We start from the raw sequence: 22,448 nt of genomic DNA, 5'->3' as shown, positions 1-22,448 counted from the left end.
CAGCTGGTGGCGGGCTACGGCCGGGCGTTTGGAATGAATGTGCGCATCTGGGGCCGCGAGGGCTCGCGTGCGCAGGCTGTCGGGCGGGGGCCTCGGAGGGGCGCAGCGGAGGCTTGACCGTGAAAGGCCAGTTGCCACGCAATGGCCGCGGGCCCTGCTGTGGAATGGGCGGTCGCGGGCGGCCTACTACGGTGGCGTCTGCATCTACTGCGGCATCTGCGCGCGCAGGGTGCACCAGCAGGCGCTTGAGGCCGCGCAGCGGATTTTGCAAGGCAGTAAGGGTGAACAAGGCAAGTCCCATGTGAAAACTCCGAAGGTCGGGGGTTGAACACAGGCAGGATTGCAAAGTGATTTCATGCCATGCTGCTTGCCGGGCCATGGCGGACGTGCAGGTACCTTTGGTGCAAGAGGCTGGCACCACAAGACAAGCAACGTCGCCGCGCTGGCACGGCCGGTGGCATGGCATGGGGTCTGCACTGCAGGGCTGATGTGCTGTAGCCAGCCCATCAAACGCCCGCCACCCGCAGTGCGGCCCAAACGGAGTGGCCTACATCAGCATGGTGTTGCGGATGAGGCCCACGGCCAGACCTTCGATTTCGAAGGGCTCGCCGGGCTGGACCACGATCACCGGGTAGTCGGGGTTTTCGGGCAACAGCTCGATGGCCGTGGCGGTGCGGCGCAGGCGTTTGACGGTGACATCGTCACCCAGCCGGGCCACGATGATCTGCCCGTTACGGGCCTCGCGGGTGGACTGCACGGCGAGCAGGTCGCCGTCCATGATGCCGGCATCCCGCATGGACATGCCGCGCACCTTGAGCAGGTAGTCGGGCTTGTGCTGGAAGAGACTGTTTTCCACGCTGTAGGTCTGGTCCACATGTTCCTGCGCGAGAATGGGCGACCCCGCTGCCACGCGCCCCACCAGGGGCAACACCAGCTGCGACAGGCCCGGAATCGGCAGGCTGAACTGGCTGCCACGCGCTGCGTTGATGGAGCGCACCGTGTCGCCACGCAGGCGAATGCCCCGTGATGTGCCGCTGACCAGCTCGATCACCCCTTTGCGGGCCAGGGCTTGCAGGTGTTCTTCAGCGGCATTGGCCGATTTGAATCCCAGCTCGGCCGCGATTTCTGCGCGGGTCGGGGGCGCGCCAGTGCGTGCAATGGCGGTCTGGATGAGATCCAGGATCTGCTGCTGGCGGGCGGTGAGTTTGGGGTTGTCGAGCATGGTGGTTTCCGGTGGCGGCGGTTACAGTGGCGAACAACTGTTTTTTAATCCAGTAACTGTATTTTTCACCAGTTTTTCGGAGTATGCAAGTGAGCGGGCAAAAAATTGTGGTTTTGGGCACTGGGGGCACCATCGCGGGCACCTCGGCACAGGCGGGGGACAACATCGGCTACACCGCAGCCCAGGTGGGGGTAGAGCAATTGCTGGCCGCCGTGCCGGGCCTGCAGGCGCTGGCGGGCGGCATGCTGGTGGCCGAGCAGGTGGCCCAGATGGACAGCAAAGACATGGACGATGACGTCTGGCGGGCGCTGGCCCTGCGCTGCGCGCACCACCTGGCGGACCCTGACGTGCGAGGCCTGGTCATTACCCATGGCACCGACACGCTGGAAGAAACCGCCTGGTTTTTGCACGAGGTGCTGAACACCACCAAGCCTGTGGTGCTGACCTGTGCCATGCGCCCCGCGACGGCGCTGACGCCCGATGGCCCTCAGAACCTGCTGGACGCCGTGGCCGTGGTGCTGGCTCCCGGCGCCACCGGGGTGGTGGCCGTGGCGGCCGGAGAACTGCATGCCGCCCGGAACGTGCAGAAGGTCCACCCGTACCGGGTGCATGCCTTCAATTCGGGCGATGCCGGCCCCTTGGGATGGGTGGAGGAGGGGCGGGTGCGCCTTGTGCAAAATTGGCCTCTTCCGCCCGTTGGGCATGCCTTTTATGCTATCAAAACAGGAAGCGAATCCACTGAATGGCCCTGGGTGGAGGTGGTGCTGAGCCACGCAGGGGCACGGGCCCAGACCGTGGATGCGCTGGTGCATGCCGGTGTGCGGGGGCTGGTGGTGGCCTGCACCGGCAACGGGACCATTCACCATGCGCTGGAGGCCGCCTTGCTGCGGGCGCAGCAGGCTGGTGTGCGCGTGGTGCGGGCCACCCGGTGCCCCGAAGGGCAGGTGCTGCCCAAGCCCGGCGATGTGTTGCCGGATTCTGAGGGGTTGTCCCCGGTGAAGGCACGGGTGGCCTTGCTGCTCGACCTGCTGCAGGCGCACTGACGAGGCTGGCTGCTTTGTATATGTTCGCAGCGCTCAAGACGCATGCCTGGGCCTATCCGGCGCTGGAGGTGGTGCACATCGTAGGCATCGCGTTGCTGCTGGGCAACCTGGTGTTGTTGGAGCTGCGGGTGTTTGGCCGGGGTGCGGCGCTGCCGGTGAAGGACCTGGCCCGGCTGAGCCTGTCACTGGCGCTGTGCGGATTTGCACTGGCCGCTGCCTCGGGCCTGCTGATGTTTGCCACGCAGCCCGCCGAACTGCTCAGCAACCGGGCATTCACCTTGAAGATGCTGTTGTTAATGCTTGCCGGGTGCAATGCCGCATGGTTTCATGGGCGCGGTTCGCTCACGCGGCTTGATGCCCTGGCCCGCGCGCAGATGCTGGCTTCCACGGTGGTCTGGCTGGCCGTGGTGGCGTGTGGCCGCTGGATTGCCTATCTGTGAAGCCTGTCTGATTCTTCTTTTTCCAGGAGTCTCTATGAACTTGCCGCGCCGCCACCTGTTGCTTGCCGCCACCGTCTGGCCCCTCGGGGTACACGCACACCATGGCTGGAGCAGTTTTGATGCGGACCGCCCCATTTACCTGGAGGGCACCGTGCGCAGGGTACGCTGGCAGAACCCCCATGCAGAACTCTCGCTGGAACTTGCCGCTGGCCTGACGCTGCCAGCCGACCTGGCCCAGCGCCCCGTGCCTGCACAGACGGCGCCGGTGGACGGCCGGGCGCTGCTGGCCAAGGCCGTGCTGCCCACCCGCAAGGACCGGCTCTGGGAGGTCGAGCTGGCGCCCCTCACACGCATGCAGGCGTGGCAGGTGCAGGAGATCCGGCCGGGTGCCCAGGTGTCGGTGGTGGGGTTCACCTTGCGCGAAGAGAAGGGCGACCCGGTGCTGCGCGCCGAGTACCTGTATGTCGATGGCAAGGCCTACGGCCTGCGGTCCAGTCCGGCTTGATCGAGCCTTGATGCAAGGTGGGGGGGAGGGCGCTGCGCGGTTGCGCACCTTGGCGCCATGAAAAAAGCGACGCCCTCGTGCGGGGCGTCGCTCGGGCCGCCGGGTCAGCGCGGCGGGTCTGTGTGGTGATGGCAGCAGGCGTTTTGCGTCTGCCTTCCCCTGTCGGTGCGACTTAACTGGCCAGGGCCTGCAGCGCACGTGCCGTGATTTCGTCCACGCTGCCCGTGCCGCTGATGGCGCGGTACTTGGGGGCCAGCTCGGGCTCGGCCTTGGCCCAGTTGCTGTAGTAGTCCACCAGGGGGCGCGTCTGGTCGCTGTAGACCTGCAGGCGCTTCTTGACGGTTTCTTCCTTGTCGTCCTCGCGCTGGATCAGCTCTTCGCCCGTGATGTCATCCTTGCCTTCCACCTTGGGCGGGTTGAACTTGACGTGGTAGGTGCGGCCACTGGCGGGGTGCGAGCGGCGGCCGCTCATGCGTTCGATGATGGCATCGAAGGGCACGTCGATCTCGAGCACGTAGTCGAGCTTGACGCCTGCGGCCTTCATCGCATCGGCCTGGGGGATGGTGCGGGGGAAGCCATCGAACAGGAAGCCCTTGGCGCAGTCGGGCTGCGTGATGCGTTCCTTGACCAGACCGATGATGATGTCGTCACTGACCAGGGCGCCCGAATCCATCACGGCCTTGGCCTGCAGGCCCAGCGGGGTGCCGGCCTTGACGGCGGCACGCAGCATGTCGCCGGTGGAGATTTGCGGGATGCCGTACTTCTGGCAGATGAACGTGGCTTGCGTGCCCTTTCCGGCGCCAGGCGCGCCCAACAGAATCAGTCTCATGGAAGTCCTCGAAGGTTAGAAATCAGTTGGCGCCGCTGGCGGGGACGCGCGAAGGGCGCCTGTAGCCGTTCTGTGCGCCCGGGATGCGGTGCTCTCGTTGCGGTCGAGGATAGCATGTGACCACCTTGCGCTGACTTACATCGGCAACTAGAGAGCCGACAGTCTCTCCCGGCTGCACCACCACAGTGCAGCACAGGGTGGGCCGGGCCCTTAGCCAAGCAGCGCGCGCACGCGCTCCAGGTCTTCGAGCGTGTCCACGCCCGGGCCTGGGGCCTTGTCTGCGATGTGCACGGCGATGCGGTGGCCATGCCAGAGGGCGCGCAGTTGTTCCAGCGCCTCGACGGCCTCGGTCGGTGCCGGGGCCAGTTGCGGAAACTGCCGCAAGAAACCGGCGCGGTAGCTGTAGATGCCGATGTGCCGCAGCGGCGCAAAACCCGCCAGTGCCGCAACACCCGGGGCCGCAGCCTGCGCGGCGCCTTGCCACCACGCGGTGCCCACATGGTCACGCGCAAACGGAATGGGCGCGCGGCTGAAGTAATGCGCCAGGCCGTGCGCGTCGAGCACCACCTTCACCACATTGGGGTTGGCGACGTCGGCCAGCGAGGCAATGGCATGGGCGGCCGTGCCCATGCTGGCTTCGGTCCTGGCGTGCAGCAGGCCCGCCACGGCGTTGATGAGAGCTGGGTCCATCAAAGGTTCGTCGCCCTGCACATTGACCACGATGTCGTCGCCCACCAGGCCCAATTGGGCGCAGGCTTCGGCCAGCCGGTCGCTGCCGCTGGCGTGGTCGGGCCGGGTCATGATGGCCTGCACCCCATGGGCTGCGCAGGCCTGCAGGATACGGGCATCGTCGGCAGCCACCACTACGCGGGTGGCGGCGCTTTGCGCGGCGCGCTGGGCTACGCGCACCACCATGGGCAAGCCAGCGATGTCGGCCAGCGGCTTGTCCGGCAGGCGGCTCGACGCCATGCGCGCCGGGATCAGCACCGTGAAGGGGCTTGTTGCTGCCGGTGCGGAGGGGGCGGCGCTCACCGCTCCAGTTCCTCGTCGGTCAGCGTGCGGGCTTCGTTTTCCAGCAGCACCGGAATGCCATCACGCACCGGGTAGGCCAGCCGCGCGCTGCGCGAGACGAGTTCCTGCGCCTCTCGGTCGTAGGTCAGGGGGCCTTTGGTGACGGGGCAGACCAGCAGTTCAAGCAGTTTGGGGTCCATGGGGGCGGGGCTTTCCTGGGAGATTCAGCGGGGTGGGGCAGGGCCCATTCAGGCAAGGGGGGATGATAGCGGCGGCCTGTGTGCTGCGGCCTTGGTCAGCAGTGCGGACAGCTTGGTATCCAGCGCAGCAAAAAAGCGGGGGTCGATCTGCACGGCCAAAGGCACGGCCAGTGCCTCGGGGTGCTGGGCCCACAGCTTGACGGCGTCTTTTTCGGTACAAATCACGGCCTGCCGCTCATCCAGTGGGCACTTCCAGCTATTGAAATCATAGTGATCCGACAGGGCTTCGGTGTGCGCCAAGGTCAGGCCTTCAGACCGCAGCATGGCAAAGAAGTCGTCGGGCCGTGCCACGGCGGCCAAGGCATGCAGGGGCTGGCCGCGCAGTTGCGCCAGCGGCACCTGGCTGCCGTCGGACCGCACGGCCCAGGGCGCCAGGCGACGCTCCAAGCCAAACGCTGGGGCTGTGGTTCCGCCGGGAGCTGTGGTGCCCGCATGCAGCACAAAGTCCACCCGGCGCGGCCAGGGTTCGCGCAGCGGCCCAGCGGGCAGCAGCCAGCCATTGCCTACGCCCTGGTCATTGAAGATGCAGATCTCCAGATCGCGCTTCAGCGCCAGGTGCTGCAGGCCGTCGTCGCAGACGATCACATCGGTGCCGGGGTGGGCCGCCAGCAGTGCGCGTGCGGCGGTGATACGGCGCGGCGCCACAAACACCGGCACGGCGGGATCGCCCGCAAAGCTGCGTGCGATCAGCGCGGGCTCGTCGCCCACTTCACTGGCCGGGCTGCCGGGCAGCACCGCGCGGCAATCCTGGGTGCTGCGGCCATAGCCGCGCGAAATCACGCCCACCTGCAGGCCCTGTGCCTGCAGATGTTTCACCAGCGCAATGACCACCGGCGTCTTGCCCGCACCCCCGGCAATCACATTGCCGACCACGATCACGGGGCGCCCGGGGTGTTCGGAGCGCAGCAGGTCGGTGCGATAAAGCATGCGGCGCAGCGCCACCAGGGTGGCATACAGTAGCGCGGCGGGCCACAAGGCCCTGGCGACCCAGCCGCGCTTTTGCCAGACTTGTTGCAGGCCTTGTTCGGCGGTGGCGCGCCCGGTGGGCGGCTGGGCTGGGTGGGGCGTTGCCGGGGGCGGCTGTGGCCCAGGGGCGGCGCCCATGCCCGTCAGCGGCTGGCCGCGTTGGTCGCGCGTGCGGACGCGGACGACGACTGCGTGGCGAAGGTGATCTGCGTGAGGCCCACGCGGCGCGCAGCCTCCATCACCGTGACCACGGACTGGTGCGGCGCCATGGCGTCCGCGCTGATGATGACCACGCTGCCAGGGCCTGCGGTGGCCGCAGCGCGCAGGGCCTGGGCGATGGAATCCACGCCCTTGCCGTCCACGCCCGTCTTGTTGACTGCATAACGGCCATCGGCCGCCACGGCCACGACGATTTCCTTGGGGTGGTCGCGCTGCTGCTCGGCGTCGGCCACGGGCAGGGTGAGTTGCAGCTCGGTGAACTTGCTGTAAGTGGTGGTCAGCATCAGAAAGATGAGGATCACCAGCAGCACGTCGATGAACGGGATCAGGTTGATCTCCGGCTCTTCCTTGGCGCGGGGGCGGAAGTTCATGGGGCTTGAGGTCGGCTTTACTTGGCTTTGCGCAAACGCAAGATGTGGCGCACGAATTGTTCCGAAGCCAGCTCCAGGGTAAGCAGGTACGCATCCACGCGGGCGCGGAAGTAGCGCCAGAAGATCAGCGCCGGGATGGCCACGATGAGGCCAAAGGCCGTGTTGTAAAGCGCGATCGAGATGCCATGCGCGAGCTGGGCCGGGTTGCCGCCGCCCATGGCCTGGCCCACGCCACCGCCGCCTGCCTGCGAGCCAAATATCTCGATCATGCCGATGACGGTGCCCAAGAGGCCCAGCAAGGGTGCGGCCGAGGCGATGGTGGCCAAGGCCGAGAGGTACTTTTCCAGCCGGTGCGCCACGGCGCGGCCGGTGCCTTCCATGGCGGCGCGCAGGTCGGTTTCACTGCACTGAGGGTTGCTGTTGAGGGTGCGCAGGCCGCTGGCCAGCACCTCACCCAGGGCCGAGTTCTGTGCCAGCTGGTTCACCACATCGGGGGTGGGCAAGGCCTTGGACGACACGGTGATCGCTTCATCCAGCAATTTCGGGGGGGCGACGCGGGCCGTCTTGAGGGCCACAAAACGTTCGAAAATCAGCGCCATTCCCAGGACGGAACACGCAATCAGGGGCCAGATCGGCCAACCTGCGGCTTGTATGATGGACAGCAAATCTCTCTCCGCGCAGATGAAAGCAATCGGCGATTATGGCCCAGCTTGCGGGTGCATCCTGTGGGCTTGAGCGTCACAAACAGTTACCTTGCCGCCCACCTGCCAGCGCCCCCCGCTCACCCACAAAATCTGTGGATAACTTTGTGGGCAACCCCTGTTTCAGGCCCCCCAAAGTGGCTCCACGCCGTGATTGCAACAGATTGATGAAAAATTGCGCAATGAAAAATCCTTATAAATCAATGACTTGTACGTGCGCTGGTGTTTTGCGGGTGGTTTTTAGTTATGACTCCATGTGCTCTGGTGCGGGCGGGTTTCTGTGGAGTACTTACGCGGTAAGCCCTGCGCAAACGCCCGCCGTTTCTCATGTTTGAGCGCACAAACCCAGGCGTGGCGCCGCGTGTGTGGGAAGTTGGCGCGCTGTGCCGCGCCATTGCTGATGCGCTGGAGGCGCGCTTCAATCCTGTGGCCGTGCGCGGCGAGATAACGGGCTTCTCGCGCGCATCCAGCGGGCATTGCTATTTTTCGATCAAGGACGCCAACGGTCAGCTGCGCTGCGCCATGTTCCGCCGCGCTGCCAGCCTGCTTGACTTTTCGCCGCGCGATGGCGAATTGGTGGAAGTGCGCGGGCGCCTGGGGGTGTACGAGGCGCGGGGTGACCTGCAGTTCATTGTCGAAAGCATGCAGCGGGCCGGACAGGGCGCACTGTTTGAGCAGTTTCTGCGCCTGAAGGCCCAGCTCGATGCCGAAGGGCTGTTTGATACCGCCCGCAAGCGCCCGCTGCCACTGCTGCCGCGCGCCATTGGCCTGGTCACGTCACCTGGTGCGGCGGCGCTGCACGACGTGGTCACGGCGCTGCGCCGCCGCGTGCCGCACATTCCCGTGGTGCTGGTGCCCGCGCTGGTGCAGGGGGCGGCCGCCCCGGCGTCGCTGGTGGCGGCGCTATCAAAAATGTATCTGCTTACACAAGCGGGGCAAGCCCAATGGGCCGATTTAGCCCAAAACCCGCCGGTGGATGTGATCCTGCTCGTGCGCGGTGGTGGCTCCATCGAAGACCTGTGGGCCTTCAACGACGAGCAACTGGCCCGCACCATTGTGCAAAGCACAGTGCCGCTCATCAGCGGGGTGGGGCACGAGACCGACTTCACCATTGCCGACTTCTGCGCCGACCTGCGCGCGCCCACGCCCACGGCGGCGGCCGAGCTGGTGGCCCAGCCGCGCGATGTGTGGCTGGGGGCGTTGGGCCTGCTGGCCGGGCGCCTGGCTGATGGTGTGGAGCGCCAGCTTGACGCACGCCATCAGCGGCTGGACCAGGCCGCCGCGCGCCTGGGCCGCCCCTCAGGCCTGGTGGCGCGCGAGCAGCTGCAACTGGCCCGCATGGCACAGCGCATGCGCCACGGCGTGCTACTGAAACTACAGCGGCTAAGCCAGTCCCAGCAGGCGATGGAGGCCAATTTGCCTCAGAAAATGCAGCGCTGCGTGGCACAACACACCGAGCGGCTGGATCGCGCCGCCCTGCGCCTGGATCTGCTCGACCCGCGCCTGGTGCTGCAGCGCGGCTATGCGCTGCTGACCGACACCGGGGGCCGGGCCGTGACCAGCGTGCAGCAGGCCCACCCGGGCGATGCCCTGCGCGCCACGCTGGCTGACGGCGTGGTGGATGTGACGGTGGCCGTGCAACCACGCCTGTTGTGAACAGGTTCTGAGGGGCTATCGGTTTTTTCAGGCCCCTTGTGTGCGATGAGGTCTCCCTGAGCCTGCACAGGTCACCTGATGTTCCTACAATGCCCCCTCGCGCTGTGTCCGACTGCATTGCTCAGGAAAGATCGCGTTGCAGGCGGCATCCCAGAATTTCAAACCACGAGGAAATACCACCATGGAACACACCCTTCCCCCGCTGCCCTACGCCATCGACGCCCTGGCCCCGCACTACAGCCAGGAAACGCTGGAATTCCACCACGGCAAGCACCACAACGCCTACGTGGTGAACCTCAACAACCTGCAAAAGGGTACCGAGTTCGAAGCGATGACGCTCGAAGAGATCGTCAAGAAGTCGAGCGGCGGCATCTACAACAACGCCGCGCAAATCTGGAACCACACCTTCTTCTGGAGCTGCATGGCTCCCCAGGGTGGCGGTGAGCCTTCGGGCGCACTGGCTGCAGCCATCAACGCCAAGTGGGGCAGCTACGCTGCCTTCAAGGAAGCTTTTGTGAAGTCTGCCGTGGGCAACTTTGGCTCGGGCTGGACCTGGCTGGTGAAGAAGGCCGACGGCAGCGTGGACATCGTGAACACCGGTGCCGCCGGCACCCCCCTGACCACCGCCGACAAGGCGCTGCTGACGGTGGACGTGTGGGAGCACGCCTACTACATCGACTACCGCAACATGCGCCCCAAGTTTGTCGAGACCTTCCTCGACAAGCTGGTGAACTGGAAGTTTGCTGAAGCCAACTTCGCCTGAGGCCCAGCGCATGGCCGCCGGGGTTCACCCTGGTGGCTGTCGTCAAAAAAGAAAACGGCCCGAGGGCCGTTTTTTTTAGCTTCTTCAAAGCTTTTTAGGCTGCTTGCACGCGTCCATCAGGCGATGTTTGCTATAAAAATGGTAGTTAATGTGGGCGGTGGACGCAGCCCCCGCATCACTTGCGGCTGAAGGGTGCCCCGGCCAGTTTGGCGCCTGCCTTGATGTTCTTCTTGGCAAACCAGCCCTGGTTCATCTCCAGCACATACCGCACCGGTTTGGCCGAGCAGTGCGAGTCCAGCGTCTGGGGCTTCATGTCGGCCAGGTTGACGATGGTGCCGTCGTCATCCACAAACGCGGCGGTGAGCGGCAGCAGCGTGTTTTTCATCCAGAAGCACTGCTGCGCGGGTTGTTCAAACACAAACAGCATGCCCTCGTGCTGGGGCATCTCCTTGCGGTGCATGAGCCCGGTCTGGCGTTCCTGGGGGGAGGCGGCCACCTGGGCGTCGATGCGGTGCATGCCTGCGGTCAGCTCCACGCGCTGCAGATTCAGCTGGGGGCCTTCCTGGGCCCGCGCGGCGATGGTGGGCAGGCCCAGCAGGGCGGCCAGCAGCACGGGGGCCAGAGTACGCCCTGGGGCGAGAGGGGTGGGCGGGGCGCAAACAAAAGCGGTCATGGGCAAGGCTTTCAGGGCAAGGGAGGCCATGGGCAACAGGGTGGGATTCAAAAAACAGAATCGCCCGCAGATGCGGGCGATTCTGAAGCAATCGGCGCAACCCCGTGAAGGGGCGGCAGGCCCGGGTCAGGCGGCCTTTTGGGTGGTCTTTTTCTTGGCGACCTTCTTCGCGCCCTTTTTCTTGGCGGTCTTGGTGGCCTTTGTGGCCTTGGTCTTGGCTACCGGGGCTGGGGTCTGGGCAGCAGGGGCCGCGGCCGGGGTGGGAGCTGGGGCGGTGGCTGGTGCCTGTGCAAAAGCACCTGCAGCGAACAGGCCAGCAACGAGGACAGCGAGGAGTTTTTTCATATATGCCGTTTCCATTGTGAGCAAAGGTTGTGGGCTGCACGCGAACCCGCGCAGCTCCGCCCGCAACGATAGCAGCGCCGGGCGGAGCGGCTGCGGTTTAGCCGAAAAATTTGTCATTAGAATGGTTTGAAACCACACTGTGAGCACCTGGGTTGCCACGCGGTTTCCCCCTCTTTGCCATCCGCCGAACCCGGTTCGGTGCACTCCGGAGACATCCCCCCATGACCACCTACCAGCACATCGTGGTGCCTGCCGCAGGCCAGAAAATTACCGTCAACGCCGACATGTCCCTGAACGTGCCGGACGAGCCCATCATCCCCTTCATCGAAGGCGATGGCACCGGCCTCGACATCACGCCCGTGATGATCAAGGTGGTGGATGCGGCCGTGGCCAAGGCCTATGGCGGCAAGAAGAAGATCCACTGGATGGAGGTGTACGCGGGCGAAAAATCCACCAGGGTCTATGGCCCCGATGTGTGGCTGCCCGAAGAAACCCTGGCCGTGCTGCGCGAGTACGTGGTCTCGATCAAGGGGCCGCTCACCACGCCCGTGGGCGGTGGCATCCGCTCGCTCAATGTGGCGCTGCGCCAGGAGCTGGACCTGTATGTGTGCCTGCGCCCCGTGCAGTATTTCAAGGGCGTGCCCTCGCCGCTGAAGGAGCCTGAAAAGACCAACATGGTGATCTTCCGCGAGAACTCGGAAGACATCTACGCTGGCATCGAGTTCGAGGCCGAGTCCGACAAGGCCAAGAAGCTCATCAAGTTCCTGCAGGACGAGATGGGCGTGAAGAAGATCCGCTTCCCCAACACCTCCGGCCTGGGCGTCAAACCCGTCTCGCGCGAGGGCACGGAGCGCCTGGTGCGCAAGGCCATCCAGTACGCCATCGACAACGACAAGCCCAGCGTGACCATCGTGCACAAGGGCAACATCATGAAGTTCACCGAAGGCGGCTTCCGCGACTGGGCCTATGCGCTGGCGCAAAAGGAGTTTGGTGCCGAGCTGATCGATGGCGGCCCCTGGTGCAAGCTCAAGAACCCGAAGACTGGCAAGGACATCACCGTCAAGGACAGCATTGCCGACGCCTTCCTTCAGCAGATTCTGCTGCGCCCCGCCGAGTATTCGGTGGTGGCCACGCTCAACCTCAACGGCGACTACATCTCCGATGCGCTCGCGGCCCAGGTGGGTGGCATCGGCATTGCGCCCGGCGCCAACATGTCCGACTCGGTGGCCTGTTTTGAAGCCACCCACGGCACGGCGCCCAAATACGCGGGCAAGGACTACGTGAACCCTGGCTCCGAAATCCTCTCGGCCGAGATGATGCTGCGCCACATGGGTTGGACCGCCGCCGCCAATCTGATCATCAGCTCGCTGGAGAAGTCGATTGCCTCCAAGAAGGTCACCTACGACTTTGCGCGCCTGATGGATGGCGCCACGCAGGTCAGCTGCTCGGGCTTTGGACAGGTCATGATCGACAACATGTAGTCGGAGCCCTCTGGCTTCGGGGCGGCTCAAAACGCCCCATGTAAAGAACCCTGGTGCGTTGATCGGACCAGGGTTTTTTCTTGGTGCTGCCTCAGCGCCTTAACGCCTTAACCCCTTAACGCCCCAGCGCACGCACCAGGTAGTCGATCAGCACCCGCACCCGCAAGGGCATGTGCCGGTTGCCGGGGTAGATCAGCGAGAACGGCCGCGATGCGCCCGTGTATTCGGTCAGCACCTCGACCAGCTGGCCGCTGCGCAGATCGCCCTCGACCAGAAAGCGGTAGGTCTGCGCCAGCCCCGCGCCCGCGCGGGCCAGCGTGACCTGGCCCAGGATGTCGTCGGCGCAGCGCAGCTTGCCTTGCGTGGGCCATTCAATGGTCTGGCCGTCGTGCACCAGCAACCAGGGCACGACCTGCCCGCTGCTGGGCAGCACAAACTGCACACATTCGTGCTGCTCCAGCTCCTCGGGCGTCTGCGGTGCGCGGTGGCGCCGGAGGTAGGCGGGCGCCGCGACCACGACCAGGCCTGCGTCCTCCAGCTTGCGGGCCACCAGGCTCGAATCGGGTGGCGTGCGGCCCCGGATGGCGAGGTCGAAGCCTTCCTCGGTGAAGTCCACGTTGCGGTTGGACAGCTGCAGCTCGATCTCGATGTCGGGGTACTTGTGGCTGAAGGCTGGCAGCAGTGGCAACACGCGGTGGTGCCCGTATGAAGTGGGCAGGCTCATGCGCACCAGGCCTGCGGGCTTGAGCTGCTGGCCCGATGCCTCGCGCTCGGCCTCGCTGAGCTGGGTGAGCGCGTTGCGGCACTGGTCGTAATAGCGCTGCCCGACCTCCGTGAGGCGCACCTGGCGCGTGGTGCGCATGAGCAGGCGCACGCCCAGGCGCTCTTCCAGCCGGGCCACAGACCGGCTCACAGCCGCTGCAGTGAGCCCCGTGGCCTTGGCCGCCGCCGTGAATCCCTGGTGCTGCGCCGTGAGGCAGAACAACTCGATGCTGCCCAGGCGAAGGTTGTCGAATTGCCGGTTCATTGATGATCTCTGTGTAATTAGTGATTTGAAATTAATCTGATTTATTGTCAATTAGATCGCAAATAAAGTCACTGCATCACCAACCCAGGACATAAGGAGTCCCCGATGCAGACCTCTATCAAGCTCTACTACTCCCCCGGCGCATGCTCGCTGGCCACGCACATTCTTTTGCGCGAAACCGGCACCCCCTTCACGCTGGAGAAGGTCGATACCAGCAAACACACCACCAGCGGCGGCGGCGACTTCTACGCCATCAGCCCCAAAGGCCAGGTGCCGGTGATTGAACTCCCGGACGGCACGCGGATCACCGAAGGCCCGGTGGTCGCCCAGTACGTGGCCGACCGCGCGGGCGCCCATACCCTGATGCCGCCTGCGGGCAGCCTGGAGCGCTACCGCGTCATGGAATGGCAAAACTACGTGACGGCCGAGCTGCACAAGTCCTTCACGCCGCTGTTCCACAGCGATGTGGATGCCACCGCCAAGAAGGCGCTGGCTGCGGTGCTCTACAAAAAGCTGGTCTGGCTCGATGGGCAGCTGGCGGGCAAGAACTACCTCACGGGCGACGATTTCACTGCCGCCGATGCCTATCTGTTTGTGGTGCTCGGCTGGGCCAAGTTCGTGCAGATCGACCTGGGTGAGCTGCAGCACATCGGCCGCTTCATGGCGCGCGTGGCGGCCCGCCCAGAGGTCCGTGCCGCAATGCAGACCGAAGGCCTTGTAGCCTGAGGAATGCTCCCATGCCTTACATCAACATCCAGATCACCCGCGAGGGTGCATCGCGTGAGCAAAAGGCCCAGCTGATCCGTGGCGCAACCGACCTGGTGGTGCAGGTGCTGGGCAAGAACCCGGCCACCACCTTTGTTGTGATCGAAGAGGTGGACACCGACCACTGGGGCATCGCGGGTGAAACCGTGACCGTGCTGCGTGAGCGGGCAAAGAAAGAGGGGGAGCAATGAAAAGCACTGCCGCCGACTTTGCCGCTATCCACGCGGTGCTGGAGCTGTACCTGGACGGCCTGTACCACAGCGACACAGCGCGCCTGGCCCAGGTGTTCCACCCGCAAGCCCTGTACGCCACGGCGGTGGGCGAGCAACCCATCTTCTGGCGCATGCACGAGTACTTCCCGGTGGTGGACGCCCGCCCGGCACCGGCGGCGAGCGGCCAGCCGCGCACCGACCGCGTGCTCTCCATCGAACTGGTGGGGCCGGTGACGGCGCTGGCCAGGCTGCAGTGCTCCATCGCGCCCAAGCACTTCATTGACCTGCTCACGCTGCTCTGGGTGGATGGGCGCTGGCAGATCGTCTCCAAGGTCTTTCACTACGACATCCGGGATTGAACAGTCGGCAGGTTGGAAGCCCCCTCAATCCCTGCAAGCCCCCTGAAGCCCTTGTGGCATCAGGGGCTTTCGTGTGGCTGGCTCTCCATGGCGCAGTGTTTTTTTCGGGGCGCCTGTGCTGGCAGTTCTGTGTTGGTGTTTTCTTGCGTTCCCCCCTAATATGGTTTGGCACCCTGGCGGTGCGGTGCAGGGAAGGAACACCACTTGGAACAAGAGGCACAAGAGGGCTGCATGGGATCCAAACTTTCTGTCGCGTATTGGGAGCAGAACCCCGACGCACTGCTGGTGCTGTCCCCGGAGGGGCTGGTGCTGGAGTGGAACCCGGCCGCCGAGCTGATCTTCGGCTACAAGCAAGCCGACGTGCAAGGGCGATCCCTGCTGGACCTCATCGTGCCCCCGGACCGGGCCCACGAAGAGGACCTCATGCGGGCAGATGCCATGCGGCTGGGCACCTCGGTGCGGGAAACGGTGCGCCGCCGCAAGGATGGCACGCTGGTCCACGTCAACGTGTCCACCAAGGCGGTTCTTGATGCCAGCGGCCAGTTGCTGTACTTCCTGTCGAGCAAGAAGGATGTGACCCAGCTGAAGGTGGAGCGCGAGGCCAAGCTGCTGGAGGCCCGCTTTCGCGACCTGCTCGAATCCACCCCCGATGCCATCGTGATGGTCAACGTGACGGGGCGCATCGTGCTCGTCAACTCTCAGGCCGAGCGGGTGTTTGGCTACGCCCGCACCGAACTGCTGGGCCAGGCGGTCGAGATGCTGCTGCCCCACCGCTACCGGGGAGCCCACCTGGGGCACCGCAGCGGCTTTTTTGGCCAGCCGCGCACGCGCACAATGGGCGCGGGGCTGGAGCTGCACGGCCTGCACAAGGACCGGGGCGAGTTCCCGGTGGAGATCAGCCTGAGCCCGATCGACACCGAAGAGGGCACCATGGTGATGAGCGCCATCCGCGACATCACCGACCGCAAGCGTGCCGACCAGAAGTTCAAGGACCTGCTCGAAGCCGCGCCCGACGCCATGGTCATCGTCAACCGCGAAGGGCGCATCGTGCTCGTCAACTCGCAGGCCGTGAAGCTGTTTGGCTGGAGCCGCGACGAGCTGCTGGGCCAGCCCATCGAGCTGCTGGTGCCCGAGCGTTTTGGCGCCCGCCACCCCGAGCACCGGCACCGTTTTTTTGCCGAGCCGCGTTCGCGCTCCATGGGCGCGGGGCTGGACCTGTATGGCCTGCGCAAGGACAAGTCCGAGTTCCCGGTCGAGATCAGCCTGAGCCCGCTGGAGACCGAGGAAGGGCTGTTTGTATCGAGCGCCATTCGCGACGTGACCGAGCGCAAGCGCATCGAGCAGGTGCTGCGCGACAAGAACCTGGAGCTGGAGAACGCCGCCCTGGTCAAGGACCGCTTCCTGGCCAGCATGTCGCACGAGCTGCGCACGCCGCTCAACGCCATCATCGGCTTCACCGGCACCTTGCTCATGAAGCTGCCCGGCCCGCTCAACGCCGAGCAGGAAAAACAGCTGCGCATCGTGCAGACGGGTGCCAAGCACTTGCTGTCCCTCATCAACGACCTGCTGGACGTCGCCAAGTTGAGCGCCAACAAGGTGACGTTGAACCTGGAGGCCGTGGACTGCAAGGCCCTGATCGAGGAGGTCTCGGCCACGCTGGAGCTGGAGGCCCGGCGCAAGGGGTTGGCATTTGCCGTGCACGTGCCGACACAGGCGGTGGCCCTGCAGACCGACCGGCGCGCGCTGAGCCAGATCCTGATCAACCTGGTGGGCAACGCCATCAAGTTCACCGAGCAGGGCCGGGTCGATGTGGTGCTGCACGAGCTGCCCATGCCTGACGGCGGCCGCAGCGTGCAGCTGCGGGTGCAAGACACCGGCCCCGGCATTGCGTTGCAGGAGCAGCCCCGCCTGTTCGAGGCCTTCTCGCGCGTCGAGAGCGCAGACCGCCGCCACCACGAGGGCACGGGCCTGGGCCTGCACCTGAGCCGCAAGCTGGCCGAAGCCCTGGGCGGAACCCTGGGTTTTGACAGCGAAGAAGGGCGAGGCAGCACCTTTGTTCTTGAAATCCAGGAGCGCAGCGCATGACCAAAGCCACCATCCTGGTCATAGAAGACGACGATGCCAGCCGCCAGCTGGTCACCTACCTGCTGGAAGCCGCAGGCCACCGCGTGCTGGCCGCAGAAAACGGCGCCGTGGGTGTGCGTGTTGCACTGGCAGAAAGCCCGGACATCATCCTGTGCGACCTGCAGATGCCCGTGATGAACGGCTATGAGGTGGCCCGCAGCCTGCGCACCAGCATGATCTGGCGCGTGGTGCCGCTGGTGGCGGTCACGGCGTTCTCGATGCCGGGCGACCGGGAGAAGGCGCTGGACGTGGGCTTCAACGAACACCTGTCCAAGCCCATCACGCCCGAAACCTTCGTGCAGCAGGTCGAGGCCTTCCTGGGGCCGCCGTTCAACACCCCGCCCACCGAGGGCTGACCAGAAGCACCGGGCAGCGCATGGCAAAGATCCTTGTTGTTGATGACCTTCCCGCCAACCGGGCGCTGGTGGTCACGCTCATCGGGCACAGCGGCCACCAGGCCCTGGAGGCCGCCGATGGCGCCGAGGCCCTGGCCCTGGTGCGCGCCGAGCGGCCTGACCTGGTGATCTCCGACATCCTGATGCCGACCATGGACGGCTACGAGTTCGTGCGCCAGCTGCGGGCCGACCACCACCTGGCGGCCACGCAGGTGATCTTCTACAGCGCGCACTACCGCGAGCAGGAGGCGCGCAACCTCGCGCTGGCCTGCGGCGTCACGCAGGTGCTGGTCAAGCCCTGCGAGCCGCAGGACATCCTGGCCGCCATCGAGCAGGCGCTCACGCAGATTGCGCCCCGGCCTTCGGTGGCGCTGGAGCATGGCTTCCAGACCCGCCACCTGCAGCTCGTGACCGACAAGCTCACGGGCAACGTGGCTGAGCTGGAGGCCATGAACCGGCGCCTGGCGGCGCTGACCGACCTGAACCTGCAGCTCGCCTCCGAACGCGACCCGCAGGTGCTGCTGGCCAATGTGTGCCGGGGTGCGCGCGAGCTGGTGGGGGCGCAGTACGCCGTGTTGTGCGTCGTGCGCAAACACAGCGGCAGCGCCATCACCTGCACCAGCGGCATCGATCCCGCACGCACAGGGCCGCAGGACCGGCCGCTGGACCTGCCCGTGGTCTCCCACGGCCTGCTGGGGCAGTTGCGGGCCGACCGCCGCTCCGAGCGCGTGACCAACCCCGGTGGCAACCCCAGCGTGATCGGCCTGCCCGCAGGCTACCCGCCGCTGCACACCGGGCTGATCGCGCCCGTCACCTCGCTGTCGTTTTCCTACGGCTGGATCTGCCTGGCCAACAAGGAGGGGGCCGAAGAGTTCAGTGCCGACGACGAAAAGGTCCTGGCCATCCTGGGCGCCCAGGTGGGGCGCATCTACGAAAACGGCAGCCTCTACATGGAGGTGCAGAAACACGCCGAACAGCTGCAGGTGGAGGTGTTCGAGCGCCAGCGCGCCATGGACGAACTGCGCGCCAGCAAGGTCAGCCTGCGCCGGGCGCAGGCCCTGGCCAAGATCACCCATGTGATCAGCGGGCGTGATGGGTCGTTCGAAAGCTGGCAGGACACCTTGCCCGACATCCTGGGCTTGCCTGCGGATGCCGTTCCCCGCTCTGTCCGTGAATGGCTGGAACTGGTGCACCCCCATGACCGGGGCACTTTCCGCCACCACGCGCTGCAGGCGGCGCGCGAGAAGGTCCGGGTGGACTTCACCTACCGCGTGCTGAACCCGGCGGGGGGGCTGCAGTACCTGCGCCAGGTGATGGAGCCGCTGGAAGACGAGACCGGCCGGGGCGAGGTGGACCGCTGGTTCAACACCATCCAGGACGTGACCAAGGAAAAACGCGCCGAAGAAGAGCTGCACGAAAGCGACCGGCGCTTCAACACCATGCTCGACAAGGTCGAGATGATCTCGCTGATGCTCGATTGCGAAGGCCAGATCACTTATTGCAATGACTACCTGCTGCGCCTGACCGGATGGGAGCGCGAAGAGGTGTTCGGCCGCAACTGGTTCGAGCTGTTTGTGCCACCCGAGACCGCCCATGTGCGCGATGTGTTTGCCGACCTGCTGGCCGACCGGCCCTCGGCCTGGCACTACGACAACGAAATCCTCACCCGGTCGGGCGAGCGACGCCTGGTGCACTGGAATAACACCGTGCTGCGCTCAGTGGGCGGGCAGGTGACGGGTGTGGCCAGCCTGGGCGAAGACATCACCGAGCGGCGCGAGGCCGAGCGCAAGATCAAGCGCCTGAACCGCGTGTACGCCATGCTCAGCGGCATCAACACCCTCATCGTGCGCGTGCGCCAGCGCGACGAGCTGTTCCGCGAGGCCTGCCGCATTGCGGTGGACCACGGCCACTTCCGCATTGCCTGGATCGGCCGGGTGGACCGCGCAGAACGGCGGGTGGTGCCCGTGGGGGTGTCGGGCGCGGAGGCTGACTTTGTGCAGAACATCCACGACCGTCTGGGGCTGTTCGATGTACCCACGCCCGGCGAAAGCCTGGCCTCGGCCGTCGTGCGGTCGGGGCGGCCGGTGCTGTGCGACGACATCACCGGCGACCCGCGCGTGATGCTGCGCGAGCAACTGCAGGCGCGTGGAGTGGCCAGCATTGCGGTGCTGCCCATCCTGGTGGCCGGGGATGTGGTGGCTGTGGTGGCCTTGCTGGCGGACGAGGTGGGCTTCTTCGACGCAGCCGAGATGAAGCTGCTCACCGAGCTGGCCAGCGACATCGGGTTTGCGCTGGACCACCTGGACAAGGAAGACCGGCTGAGCTACCTGGCCTATTACGACGAGACCACGGGCTTGCCCAACCGCACCCTGTTTCTGGAGCGCAGCAGCCAGCACCTGCGCCCGCGCGAAGGGGGCAGGGCGATGCTGGGGGTGGCGCTGATGGACATCAGCCGGTTTCGCAACGTCAACGACACGCTGGGCCGCCGGGGCGGGGACGAGCTGCTCACCCAGGTGGCGCGGCGGCTGCAGCGGGCCGCAGGTGACCACTTTGACGTGGCCCGCATCGGCATCAACAGCTTTGGCATTGCCGTGACCGAGGCGCGCGACGCAGGCGCCGTGGCGCTGGCAGTGGACCACCTCATGCGCGCCTGCTTCGATGCCCCGTTTGCCCTGGGCGGCACCGAGCTGCGCATGGCGGCCAAGGCCGGGGTGGCCATGTACCCCCTGGACGGCGGTGACGCAGAAACCCTGCTGCGCAACGCCGAAGCCGCCACCAACAAGGCCAAGGCGTCGGCCGACAGCCTGCTGTTCTATACCTCGGAGATGAACACCCGCGTGGCCGAGACGCTGAGCCTGGAGGGGCGGCTGCGCGAGGCGCTCGAGCTGGGCCAGTTTGTGCTGCACTACCAGCCCAAGCAGCACCTGGCCAGTGGCGCCCTGGCGGGCGCCGAAGCGCTGATCCGCTGGAACGACCCGCGCCAGGGCCTGGTGCCGCCGGGCCAGTTCATCCCCATCCTCGAAGAAACCGGCCTGATCTACGACGTGGGCCGCTGGGCGCTGCGGCAGGCGCTGGCCGACAACCTGCGCTGGCGCCAGGCAGGGCTGGCGCCGCTGCGTGTGGCCGTTAACGTGTCGATCCTGCAGCTGCGCCACCGGGGCTTCATTGACGAAGTGCGCAATGCCGTGGCGCACGACACCGCCGCCGCCCGCGGGCTGGAGCTGGAGATCACCGAAAGCATGGTGATGGACGATGTGGAGCGCAGCACCCAGAGCCTGCACGCGCTGCGCGAGATGGGCATCACCATCGCCATCGACGACTTCGGCACCGGGTTCTCATCGCTGAGCTACCTGGCCCGGCTGCCGGTGGACACGCTCAAGATCGACCGCTCGTTCACAATGAACATGGCCTCCGGACCCCAGGGGCTGTCGCTGGTGTCCACCATCGTCAACCTGGGGCATGCGTTGCGCCTGAAGGTGGTGGCCGAGGGGGTGGAAACCGAAGACCAGCGCCGGCGGCTGGCGCAGTTGGGCTGCGACGAGATCCAGGGCTACCTGCTCAGCCAGCCGCTGCCTGTCAGCGTGTTCGAGCAGCGCTTTTTGCGCGCTGCGGTGTCAGAGTCGGCACCGCATTGATGCTACTGTTTTGATAGCTGTTTGCGCTTGATGGTCGCGCGGTAACGGCACTTTTTGCTTGAGGTTCGGGCTTCAGCGCACGCGTTCGGTCTCTACCACCAGGTCCAGCAGATAGGCATGGCTGGGCGCATCGGCGGGCAGCTGGCCGTTGCGTGCCAGCGAGTAGCGCTGCACCCGCAGCACGTTGCGCAGGCCTGGTTCGTGGCGGTAACCCTCGATTTCACCCTGGAAGATGCGCCACTCGCCCACCCCCTGCCGCACGCCGTTGTCGGCATAGCGCACATCGCGCACGCGCAGGCACTGGGCCTGGGGCATCAGCGGGTGGTTGCAGGCCACGCGCTCGGGGGCCACTTCCAGAAACATCCGTTCGCCCGCCGATCCAAAACGCGTGGCGGGTGTGGGTGAACCCGCCAGCTCCCAGCGGCTGCCGTCGGCAAACCACACTGCCAGCTGTGGCGCGCCGGTGGCGGTGGTGCCCCTCAATTCAAAACGCCGGGCCTGGGGCAGCAGGGTGGCCACACGCTGCTCCAGATCCATCAGGTCGCGCTCGGCGCAGGCGCGTTTGGTGGACACCGGCTGGCCCACCTGCAGGCTTGGGCCGCTCAGGGTGTAGCCCGCGCCCATCACGTTGCACAGGTTCTGCACCGACAGCCGCTGGTCCTCGAAGTGCAGGCGCAGCGGGCGCTTGCCCGCCAGCAGCCAGCCGGGCGCTGCCTGGCCTCGGGCATCGTGGGCGGAGACCAGGTCCCAGTCGTAAGCCTGCAGCGTGTGGGCAGCTGAAGAGGGGGAGGATGTGGGGGAAGAAGGCGGCGGGGGCTGTGTCATGGGGGCTCCCTGGGGCTGGCTGCTGCAGGCCGCCAGCAGGGTTGCAAGGGTGGCGGCCGCCAGGGCCTTGCCGAAGGCGGGGCGCCCGCCGCTGAAGGTGTGGAGTCGTTTCAGATGCATCCCGCCACCTTAGCGGAAAAGCGCCCCGGGCAGGGTAGGAGAAGGGCGCTTTGGGGCGAGCGCCTGGGTAGACTCCTGCCCGGCCCCATGCGTGGAGTGATGCCTGGGTTCATGCCGTGCTGGCGAGCGTGTGGCCCTGTGCAAAGTCCAGCGTGCGCGTACCCACGGCGGCGGCCAGGTGGGGGTCGTGGGTCACCAGCATCAGCGCGGCACCCGTTTCCTGCACGGCGCCCATCAGCACCTGGATGGCCTCCTGCTGCGTGATCGGGTCCAGGCGCGAGGTGGGCTCGTCGGCGAACAGCAGCGCCGGTTGCGCCACCAGCACCCGCGCCAGCGCAATGCGCTGCAGCTCGCCGCCCGACACCTGGTCGGGCTTGCGCGCCAACAGGTCTTCGGGCACACGCAGCTGCGCCAGGCGCTGCTGCACCGCTTTCCAGTCGCAGCGGTGCAGGCGGGCGGCATCGCGCAGCGACTGGGCCAGGCTGATGTGCGGCGCAAACG

Annotated in this window: 24 protein-coding genes; 12 read left to right on the top strand and 12 right to left on the bottom strand. The window is 66.0% G+C overall.

Features of this window, described 5'->3' with window-relative positions:
- Positions 1 to 547: 547 nt before the first annotated feature.
- Positions 548 to 1,222, bottom strand: coding sequence for a transcriptional repressor LexA (lexA, locus tag AC07Z7_RS21490; RefSeq protein ID WP_094291102.1), 675 nt, complete (start codon positions 1,220 to 1,222; stop codon positions 548 to 550).
- Between the two features lie 83 nt (positions 1,223 to 1,305).
- On the opposite strand from lexA, the gene AC07Z7_RS21485 reads away from it, so the two are divergent.
- The 3 genes from AC07Z7_RS21485 to AC07Z7_RS21475 are packed head-to-tail and all read left to right on the top strand — an operon-like array spanning position 1,306 to position 3,210.
- Complete coding sequence (locus AC07Z7_RS21485; protein WP_258536621.1) at positions 1,306 to 2,265, top strand: asparaginase; 960 nt, start codon at positions 1,306 to 1,308, stop codon at positions 2,263 to 2,265.
- A gap of 20 nt (positions 2,266 to 2,285) precedes the next feature.
- Complete coding sequence (locus tag AC07Z7_RS21480; RefSeq protein WP_094291104.1) at positions 2,286 to 2,705, top strand: hypothetical protein; 420 nt, start codon at positions 2,286 to 2,288, stop codon at positions 2,703 to 2,705.
- Between the two features lie 34 nt (positions 2,706 to 2,739).
- A complete protein-coding gene (locus AC07Z7_RS21475) occupies positions 2,740 to 3,210 on the top strand; it encodes a DUF6152 family protein (RefSeq protein WP_207253388.1) in 471 nt (156 codons plus the stop codon).
- Between the two features lie 172 nt (positions 3,211 to 3,382).
- Here AC07Z7_RS21475 and adk read toward each other — a convergent pair whose 3' ends face one another.
- The 6 genes from adk to AC07Z7_RS21445 all read right to left on the bottom strand — a co-directional run bounded on the left by adk (position 3,383) and on the right by AC07Z7_RS21445 (position 7,531).
- On the bottom strand, positions 3,383 to 4,039 hold the full coding sequence (gene adk, locus AC07Z7_RS21470; protein WP_094291106.1) for an adenylate kinase: 657 nt from the start codon (positions 4,037 to 4,039) through the stop codon (positions 3,383 to 3,385).
- A 210-nt stretch (positions 4,040 to 4,249) separates the two neighbouring features.
- Positions 4,250 to 5,071 carry a 3-deoxy-manno-octulosonate cytidylyltransferase gene (gene kdsB, locus AC07Z7_RS21465; RefSeq protein WP_494767594.1) on the bottom strand — a complete coding sequence of 274 codons (822 nt, stop codon included), beginning with the start codon at positions 5,069 to 5,071 and terminating at the stop codon, positions 4,250 to 4,252.
- The gene (locus tag AC07Z7_RS21460; protein WP_056165650.1) at positions 5,068 to 5,250 is read right to left on the bottom strand and encodes a Trm112 family protein; all 183 of its coding nucleotides are present in this window, start codon (positions 5,248 to 5,250) and stop codon (positions 5,068 to 5,070) included. The genes kdsB and AC07Z7_RS21460 overlap by 4 nt, the downstream gene beginning before the upstream one ends.
- A gap of 48 nt (positions 5,251 to 5,298) precedes the next feature.
- A complete protein-coding gene (lpxK, locus tag AC07Z7_RS21455; RefSeq protein WP_207253389.1) occupies positions 5,299 to 6,414 on the bottom strand; it encodes a tetraacyldisaccharide 4'-kinase in 1,116 nt (371 codons plus the stop codon).
- Between the two features lie 5 nt (positions 6,415 to 6,419).
- Positions 6,420 to 6,866 carry an ExbD/TolR family protein gene (locus tag AC07Z7_RS21450; RefSeq protein WP_207253390.1) on the bottom strand — a complete coding sequence of 149 codons (447 nt, stop codon included), beginning with the start codon at positions 6,864 to 6,866 and terminating at the stop codon, positions 6,420 to 6,422.
- A gap of 17 nt (positions 6,867 to 6,883) precedes the next feature.
- Positions 6,884 to 7,531 carry a MotA/TolQ/ExbB proton channel family protein gene (locus AC07Z7_RS21445; protein WP_063460383.1) on the bottom strand — a complete coding sequence of 216 codons (648 nt, stop codon included), beginning with the start codon at positions 7,529 to 7,531 and terminating at the stop codon, positions 6,884 to 6,886.
- Between the two features lie 363 nt (positions 7,532 to 7,894).
- Here AC07Z7_RS21445 and xseA point away from each other — a divergent pair, with 363 nt between their 5' ends.
- Entirely contained in the window at positions 7,895 to 9,223 is a 1,329-nt protein-coding gene (gene xseA, locus AC07Z7_RS21440; RefSeq protein WP_258536622.1) for an exodeoxyribonuclease VII large subunit, read from the top strand.
- A 181-nt stretch (positions 9,224 to 9,404) separates the two neighbouring features.
- Positions 9,405 to 9,986, top strand: coding sequence for a superoxide dismutase (locus AC07Z7_RS21435; RefSeq protein ID WP_094291109.1), 582 nt, complete (start codon positions 9,405 to 9,407; stop codon positions 9,984 to 9,986).
- A 175-nt stretch (positions 9,987 to 10,161) separates the two neighbouring features.
- Here the strand turns inward: AC07Z7_RS21435 and AC07Z7_RS21430 are convergent, their stop codons facing one another.
- Both AC07Z7_RS21430 and AC07Z7_RS21425 read right to left on the bottom strand, forming a co-directional pair.
- Positions 10,162 to 10,659 (bottom strand): DUF192 domain-containing protein, encoded by a 498-nt coding sequence (locus AC07Z7_RS21430; RefSeq protein WP_494767593.1) that lies wholly within the window; start codon positions 10,657 to 10,659, stop codon positions 10,162 to 10,164.
- A 126-nt stretch (positions 10,660 to 10,785) separates the two neighbouring features.
- Positions 10,786 to 11,163: a hypothetical protein gene (locus AC07Z7_RS21425; RefSeq protein ID WP_494767592.1), complete on the bottom strand. Its 378-nt coding sequence runs from the start codon at positions 11,161 to 11,163 to the stop codon at positions 10,786 to 10,788.
- A gap of 62 nt (positions 11,164 to 11,225) precedes the next feature.
- On the opposite strand from AC07Z7_RS21425, the gene icd reads away from it, so the two are divergent.
- Positions 11,226 to 12,485 carry an NADP-dependent isocitrate dehydrogenase gene (icd, locus tag AC07Z7_RS21420; protein WP_207253394.1) on the top strand — a complete coding sequence of 420 codons (1,260 nt, stop codon included), beginning with the start codon at positions 11,226 to 11,228 and terminating at the stop codon, positions 12,483 to 12,485.
- A 115-nt stretch (positions 12,486 to 12,600) separates the two neighbouring features.
- Here icd and AC07Z7_RS21415 read toward each other — a convergent pair whose 3' ends face one another.
- Complete coding sequence (locus AC07Z7_RS21415; protein WP_207253395.1) at positions 12,601 to 13,512, bottom strand: LysR family transcriptional regulator; 912 nt, start codon at positions 13,510 to 13,512, stop codon at positions 12,601 to 12,603.
- 105 nt (positions 13,513 to 13,617) lie between these two features.
- On the opposite strand from AC07Z7_RS21415, the gene gstA reads away from it, so the two are divergent.
- From gstA to AC07Z7_RS21385, 6 genes are all read left to right on the top strand, one after another.
- Positions 13,618 to 14,238, top strand: coding sequence for a glutathione transferase GstA (gene gstA / locus AC07Z7_RS21410; RefSeq protein WP_219733313.1), 621 nt, complete (start codon positions 13,618 to 13,620; stop codon positions 14,236 to 14,238).
- Between the two features lie 11 nt (positions 14,239 to 14,249).
- Positions 14,250 to 14,468, top strand: coding sequence for a tautomerase family protein (locus tag AC07Z7_RS21405; protein ID WP_207253396.1), 219 nt, complete (start codon positions 14,250 to 14,252; stop codon positions 14,466 to 14,468).
- Positions 14,465 to 14,848: a nuclear transport factor 2 family protein gene (locus AC07Z7_RS21400; RefSeq protein ID WP_207253397.1), complete on the top strand. Its 384-nt coding sequence runs from the start codon at positions 14,465 to 14,467 to the stop codon at positions 14,846 to 14,848. Before AC07Z7_RS21405 ends, AC07Z7_RS21400 begins: the two co-directional genes overlap by 4 nt.
- A 231-nt stretch (positions 14,849 to 15,079) precedes the next feature.
- A complete protein-coding gene (locus tag AC07Z7_RS21395; protein ID WP_094291114.1) occupies positions 15,080 to 16,933 on the top strand; it encodes a PAS domain-containing sensor histidine kinase in 1,854 nt (617 codons plus the stop codon).
- Positions 16,930 to 17,328: a response regulator gene (locus tag AC07Z7_RS21390; RefSeq protein ID WP_063460373.1), complete on the top strand. Its 399-nt coding sequence runs from the start codon at positions 16,930 to 16,932 to the stop codon at positions 17,326 to 17,328. Before AC07Z7_RS21395 ends, AC07Z7_RS21390 begins: the two co-directional genes overlap by 4 nt.
- 20 nt (positions 17,329 to 17,348) lie before the next feature.
- Positions 17,349 to 21,002 (top strand): EAL domain-containing protein, encoded by a 3,654-nt coding sequence (locus AC07Z7_RS21385; RefSeq protein ID WP_207253398.1) that lies wholly within the window; start codon positions 17,349 to 17,351, stop codon positions 21,000 to 21,002.
- 72 nt (positions 21,003 to 21,074) lie between these two features.
- On the opposite strand, the gene AC07Z7_RS21380 is transcribed toward AC07Z7_RS21385, so the two are convergent.
- Both AC07Z7_RS21380 and AC07Z7_RS21375 read right to left on the bottom strand, forming a co-directional pair.
- The gene (locus tag AC07Z7_RS21380; protein ID WP_252661435.1) at positions 21,075 to 21,947 is read right to left on the bottom strand and encodes an META and DUF4377 domain-containing protein; all 873 of its coding nucleotides are present in this window, start codon (positions 21,945 to 21,947) and stop codon (positions 21,075 to 21,077) included.
- Positions 21,948 to 22,056: 109 nt separating this feature from the next.
- On the bottom strand, positions 22,057 to 22,448 hold a 392-nt coding region (locus AC07Z7_RS21375; RefSeq protein ID WP_494767591.1), incomplete at its 5' end, for an ATP-binding cassette domain-containing protein.

This window comes from Acidovorax sp. GW101-11A03, assembly GCF_059424825.1.
This window is presented reverse-complemented; position numbering and strand designations above follow the sequence as displayed.

Coding starts and splice junctions, on each gene's coding strand:
- lexA (WP_094291102.1), bottom strand. CDS start 1,222: ATGCTCGACAACCCCAAACTCACCGCCCGCCAGCAGCAGATCCTGGAT.
- AC07Z7_RS21485 (WP_258536621.1), top strand. CDS start 1,306: ATGCAAGTGAGCGGGCAAAAAATTGTGGTTTTGGGCACTGGGGGCACC.
- AC07Z7_RS21480 (WP_094291104.1), top strand. CDS start 2,286: ATGTTCGCAGCGCTCAAGACGCATGCCTGGGCCTATCCGGCGCTGGAG.
- AC07Z7_RS21475 (WP_207253388.1), top strand. CDS start 2,740: ATGAACTTGCCGCGCCGCCACCTGTTGCTTGCCGCCACCGTCTGGCCC.
- adk (WP_094291106.1), bottom strand. CDS start 4,039: ATGAGACTGATTCTGTTGGGCGCGCCTGGCGCCGGAAAGGGCACGCAA.
- AC07Z7_RS21460 (WP_056165650.1), bottom strand. CDS start 5,250: ATGGACCCCAAACTGCTTGAACTGCTGGTCTGCCCCGTCACCAAAGGC.
- lpxK (WP_207253389.1), bottom strand. CDS start 6,414: ATGGGCGCCGCCCCTGGGCCACAGCCGCCCCCGGCAACGCCCCACCCA.
- AC07Z7_RS21450 (WP_207253390.1), bottom strand. CDS start 6,866: ATGAACTTCCGCCCCCGCGCCAAGGAAGAGCCGGAGATCAACCTGATC.
- xseA (WP_258536622.1), top strand. CDS start 7,895: ATGTTTGAGCGCACAAACCCAGGCGTGGCGCCGCGTGTGTGGGAAGTT.
- AC07Z7_RS21435 (WP_094291109.1), top strand. CDS start 9,405: ATGGAACACACCCTTCCCCCGCTGCCCTACGCCATCGACGCCCTGGCC.
- AC07Z7_RS21430 (WP_494767593.1), bottom strand. CDS start 10,659: ATGACCGCTTTTGTTTGCGCCCCGCCCACCCCTCTCGCCCCAGGGCGT.
- icd (WP_207253394.1), top strand. CDS start 11,226: ATGACCACCTACCAGCACATCGTGGTGCCTGCCGCAGGCCAGAAAATT.
- AC07Z7_RS21415 (WP_207253395.1), bottom strand. CDS start 13,512: ATGAACCGGCAATTCGACAACCTTCGCCTGGGCAGCATCGAGTTGTTC.
- gstA (WP_219733313.1), top strand. CDS start 13,618: ATGCAGACCTCTATCAAGCTCTACTACTCCCCCGGCGCATGCTCGCTG.
- AC07Z7_RS21405 (WP_207253396.1), top strand. CDS start 14,250: ATGCCTTACATCAACATCCAGATCACCCGCGAGGGTGCATCGCGTGAG.
- AC07Z7_RS21400 (WP_207253397.1), top strand. CDS start 14,465: ATGAAAAGCACTGCCGCCGACTTTGCCGCTATCCACGCGGTGCTGGAG.
- AC07Z7_RS21395 (WP_094291114.1), top strand. CDS start 15,080: ATGGGATCCAAACTTTCTGTCGCGTATTGGGAGCAGAACCCCGACGCA.
- AC07Z7_RS21390 (WP_063460373.1), top strand. CDS start 16,930: ATGACCAAAGCCACCATCCTGGTCATAGAAGACGACGATGCCAGCCGC.
- AC07Z7_RS21385 (WP_207253398.1), top strand. CDS start 17,349: ATGGCAAAGATCCTTGTTGTTGATGACCTTCCCGCCAACCGGGCGCTG.
- AC07Z7_RS21380 (WP_252661435.1), bottom strand. CDS start 21,947: ATGCATCTGAAACGACTCCACACCTTCAGCGGCGGGCGCCCCGCCTTC.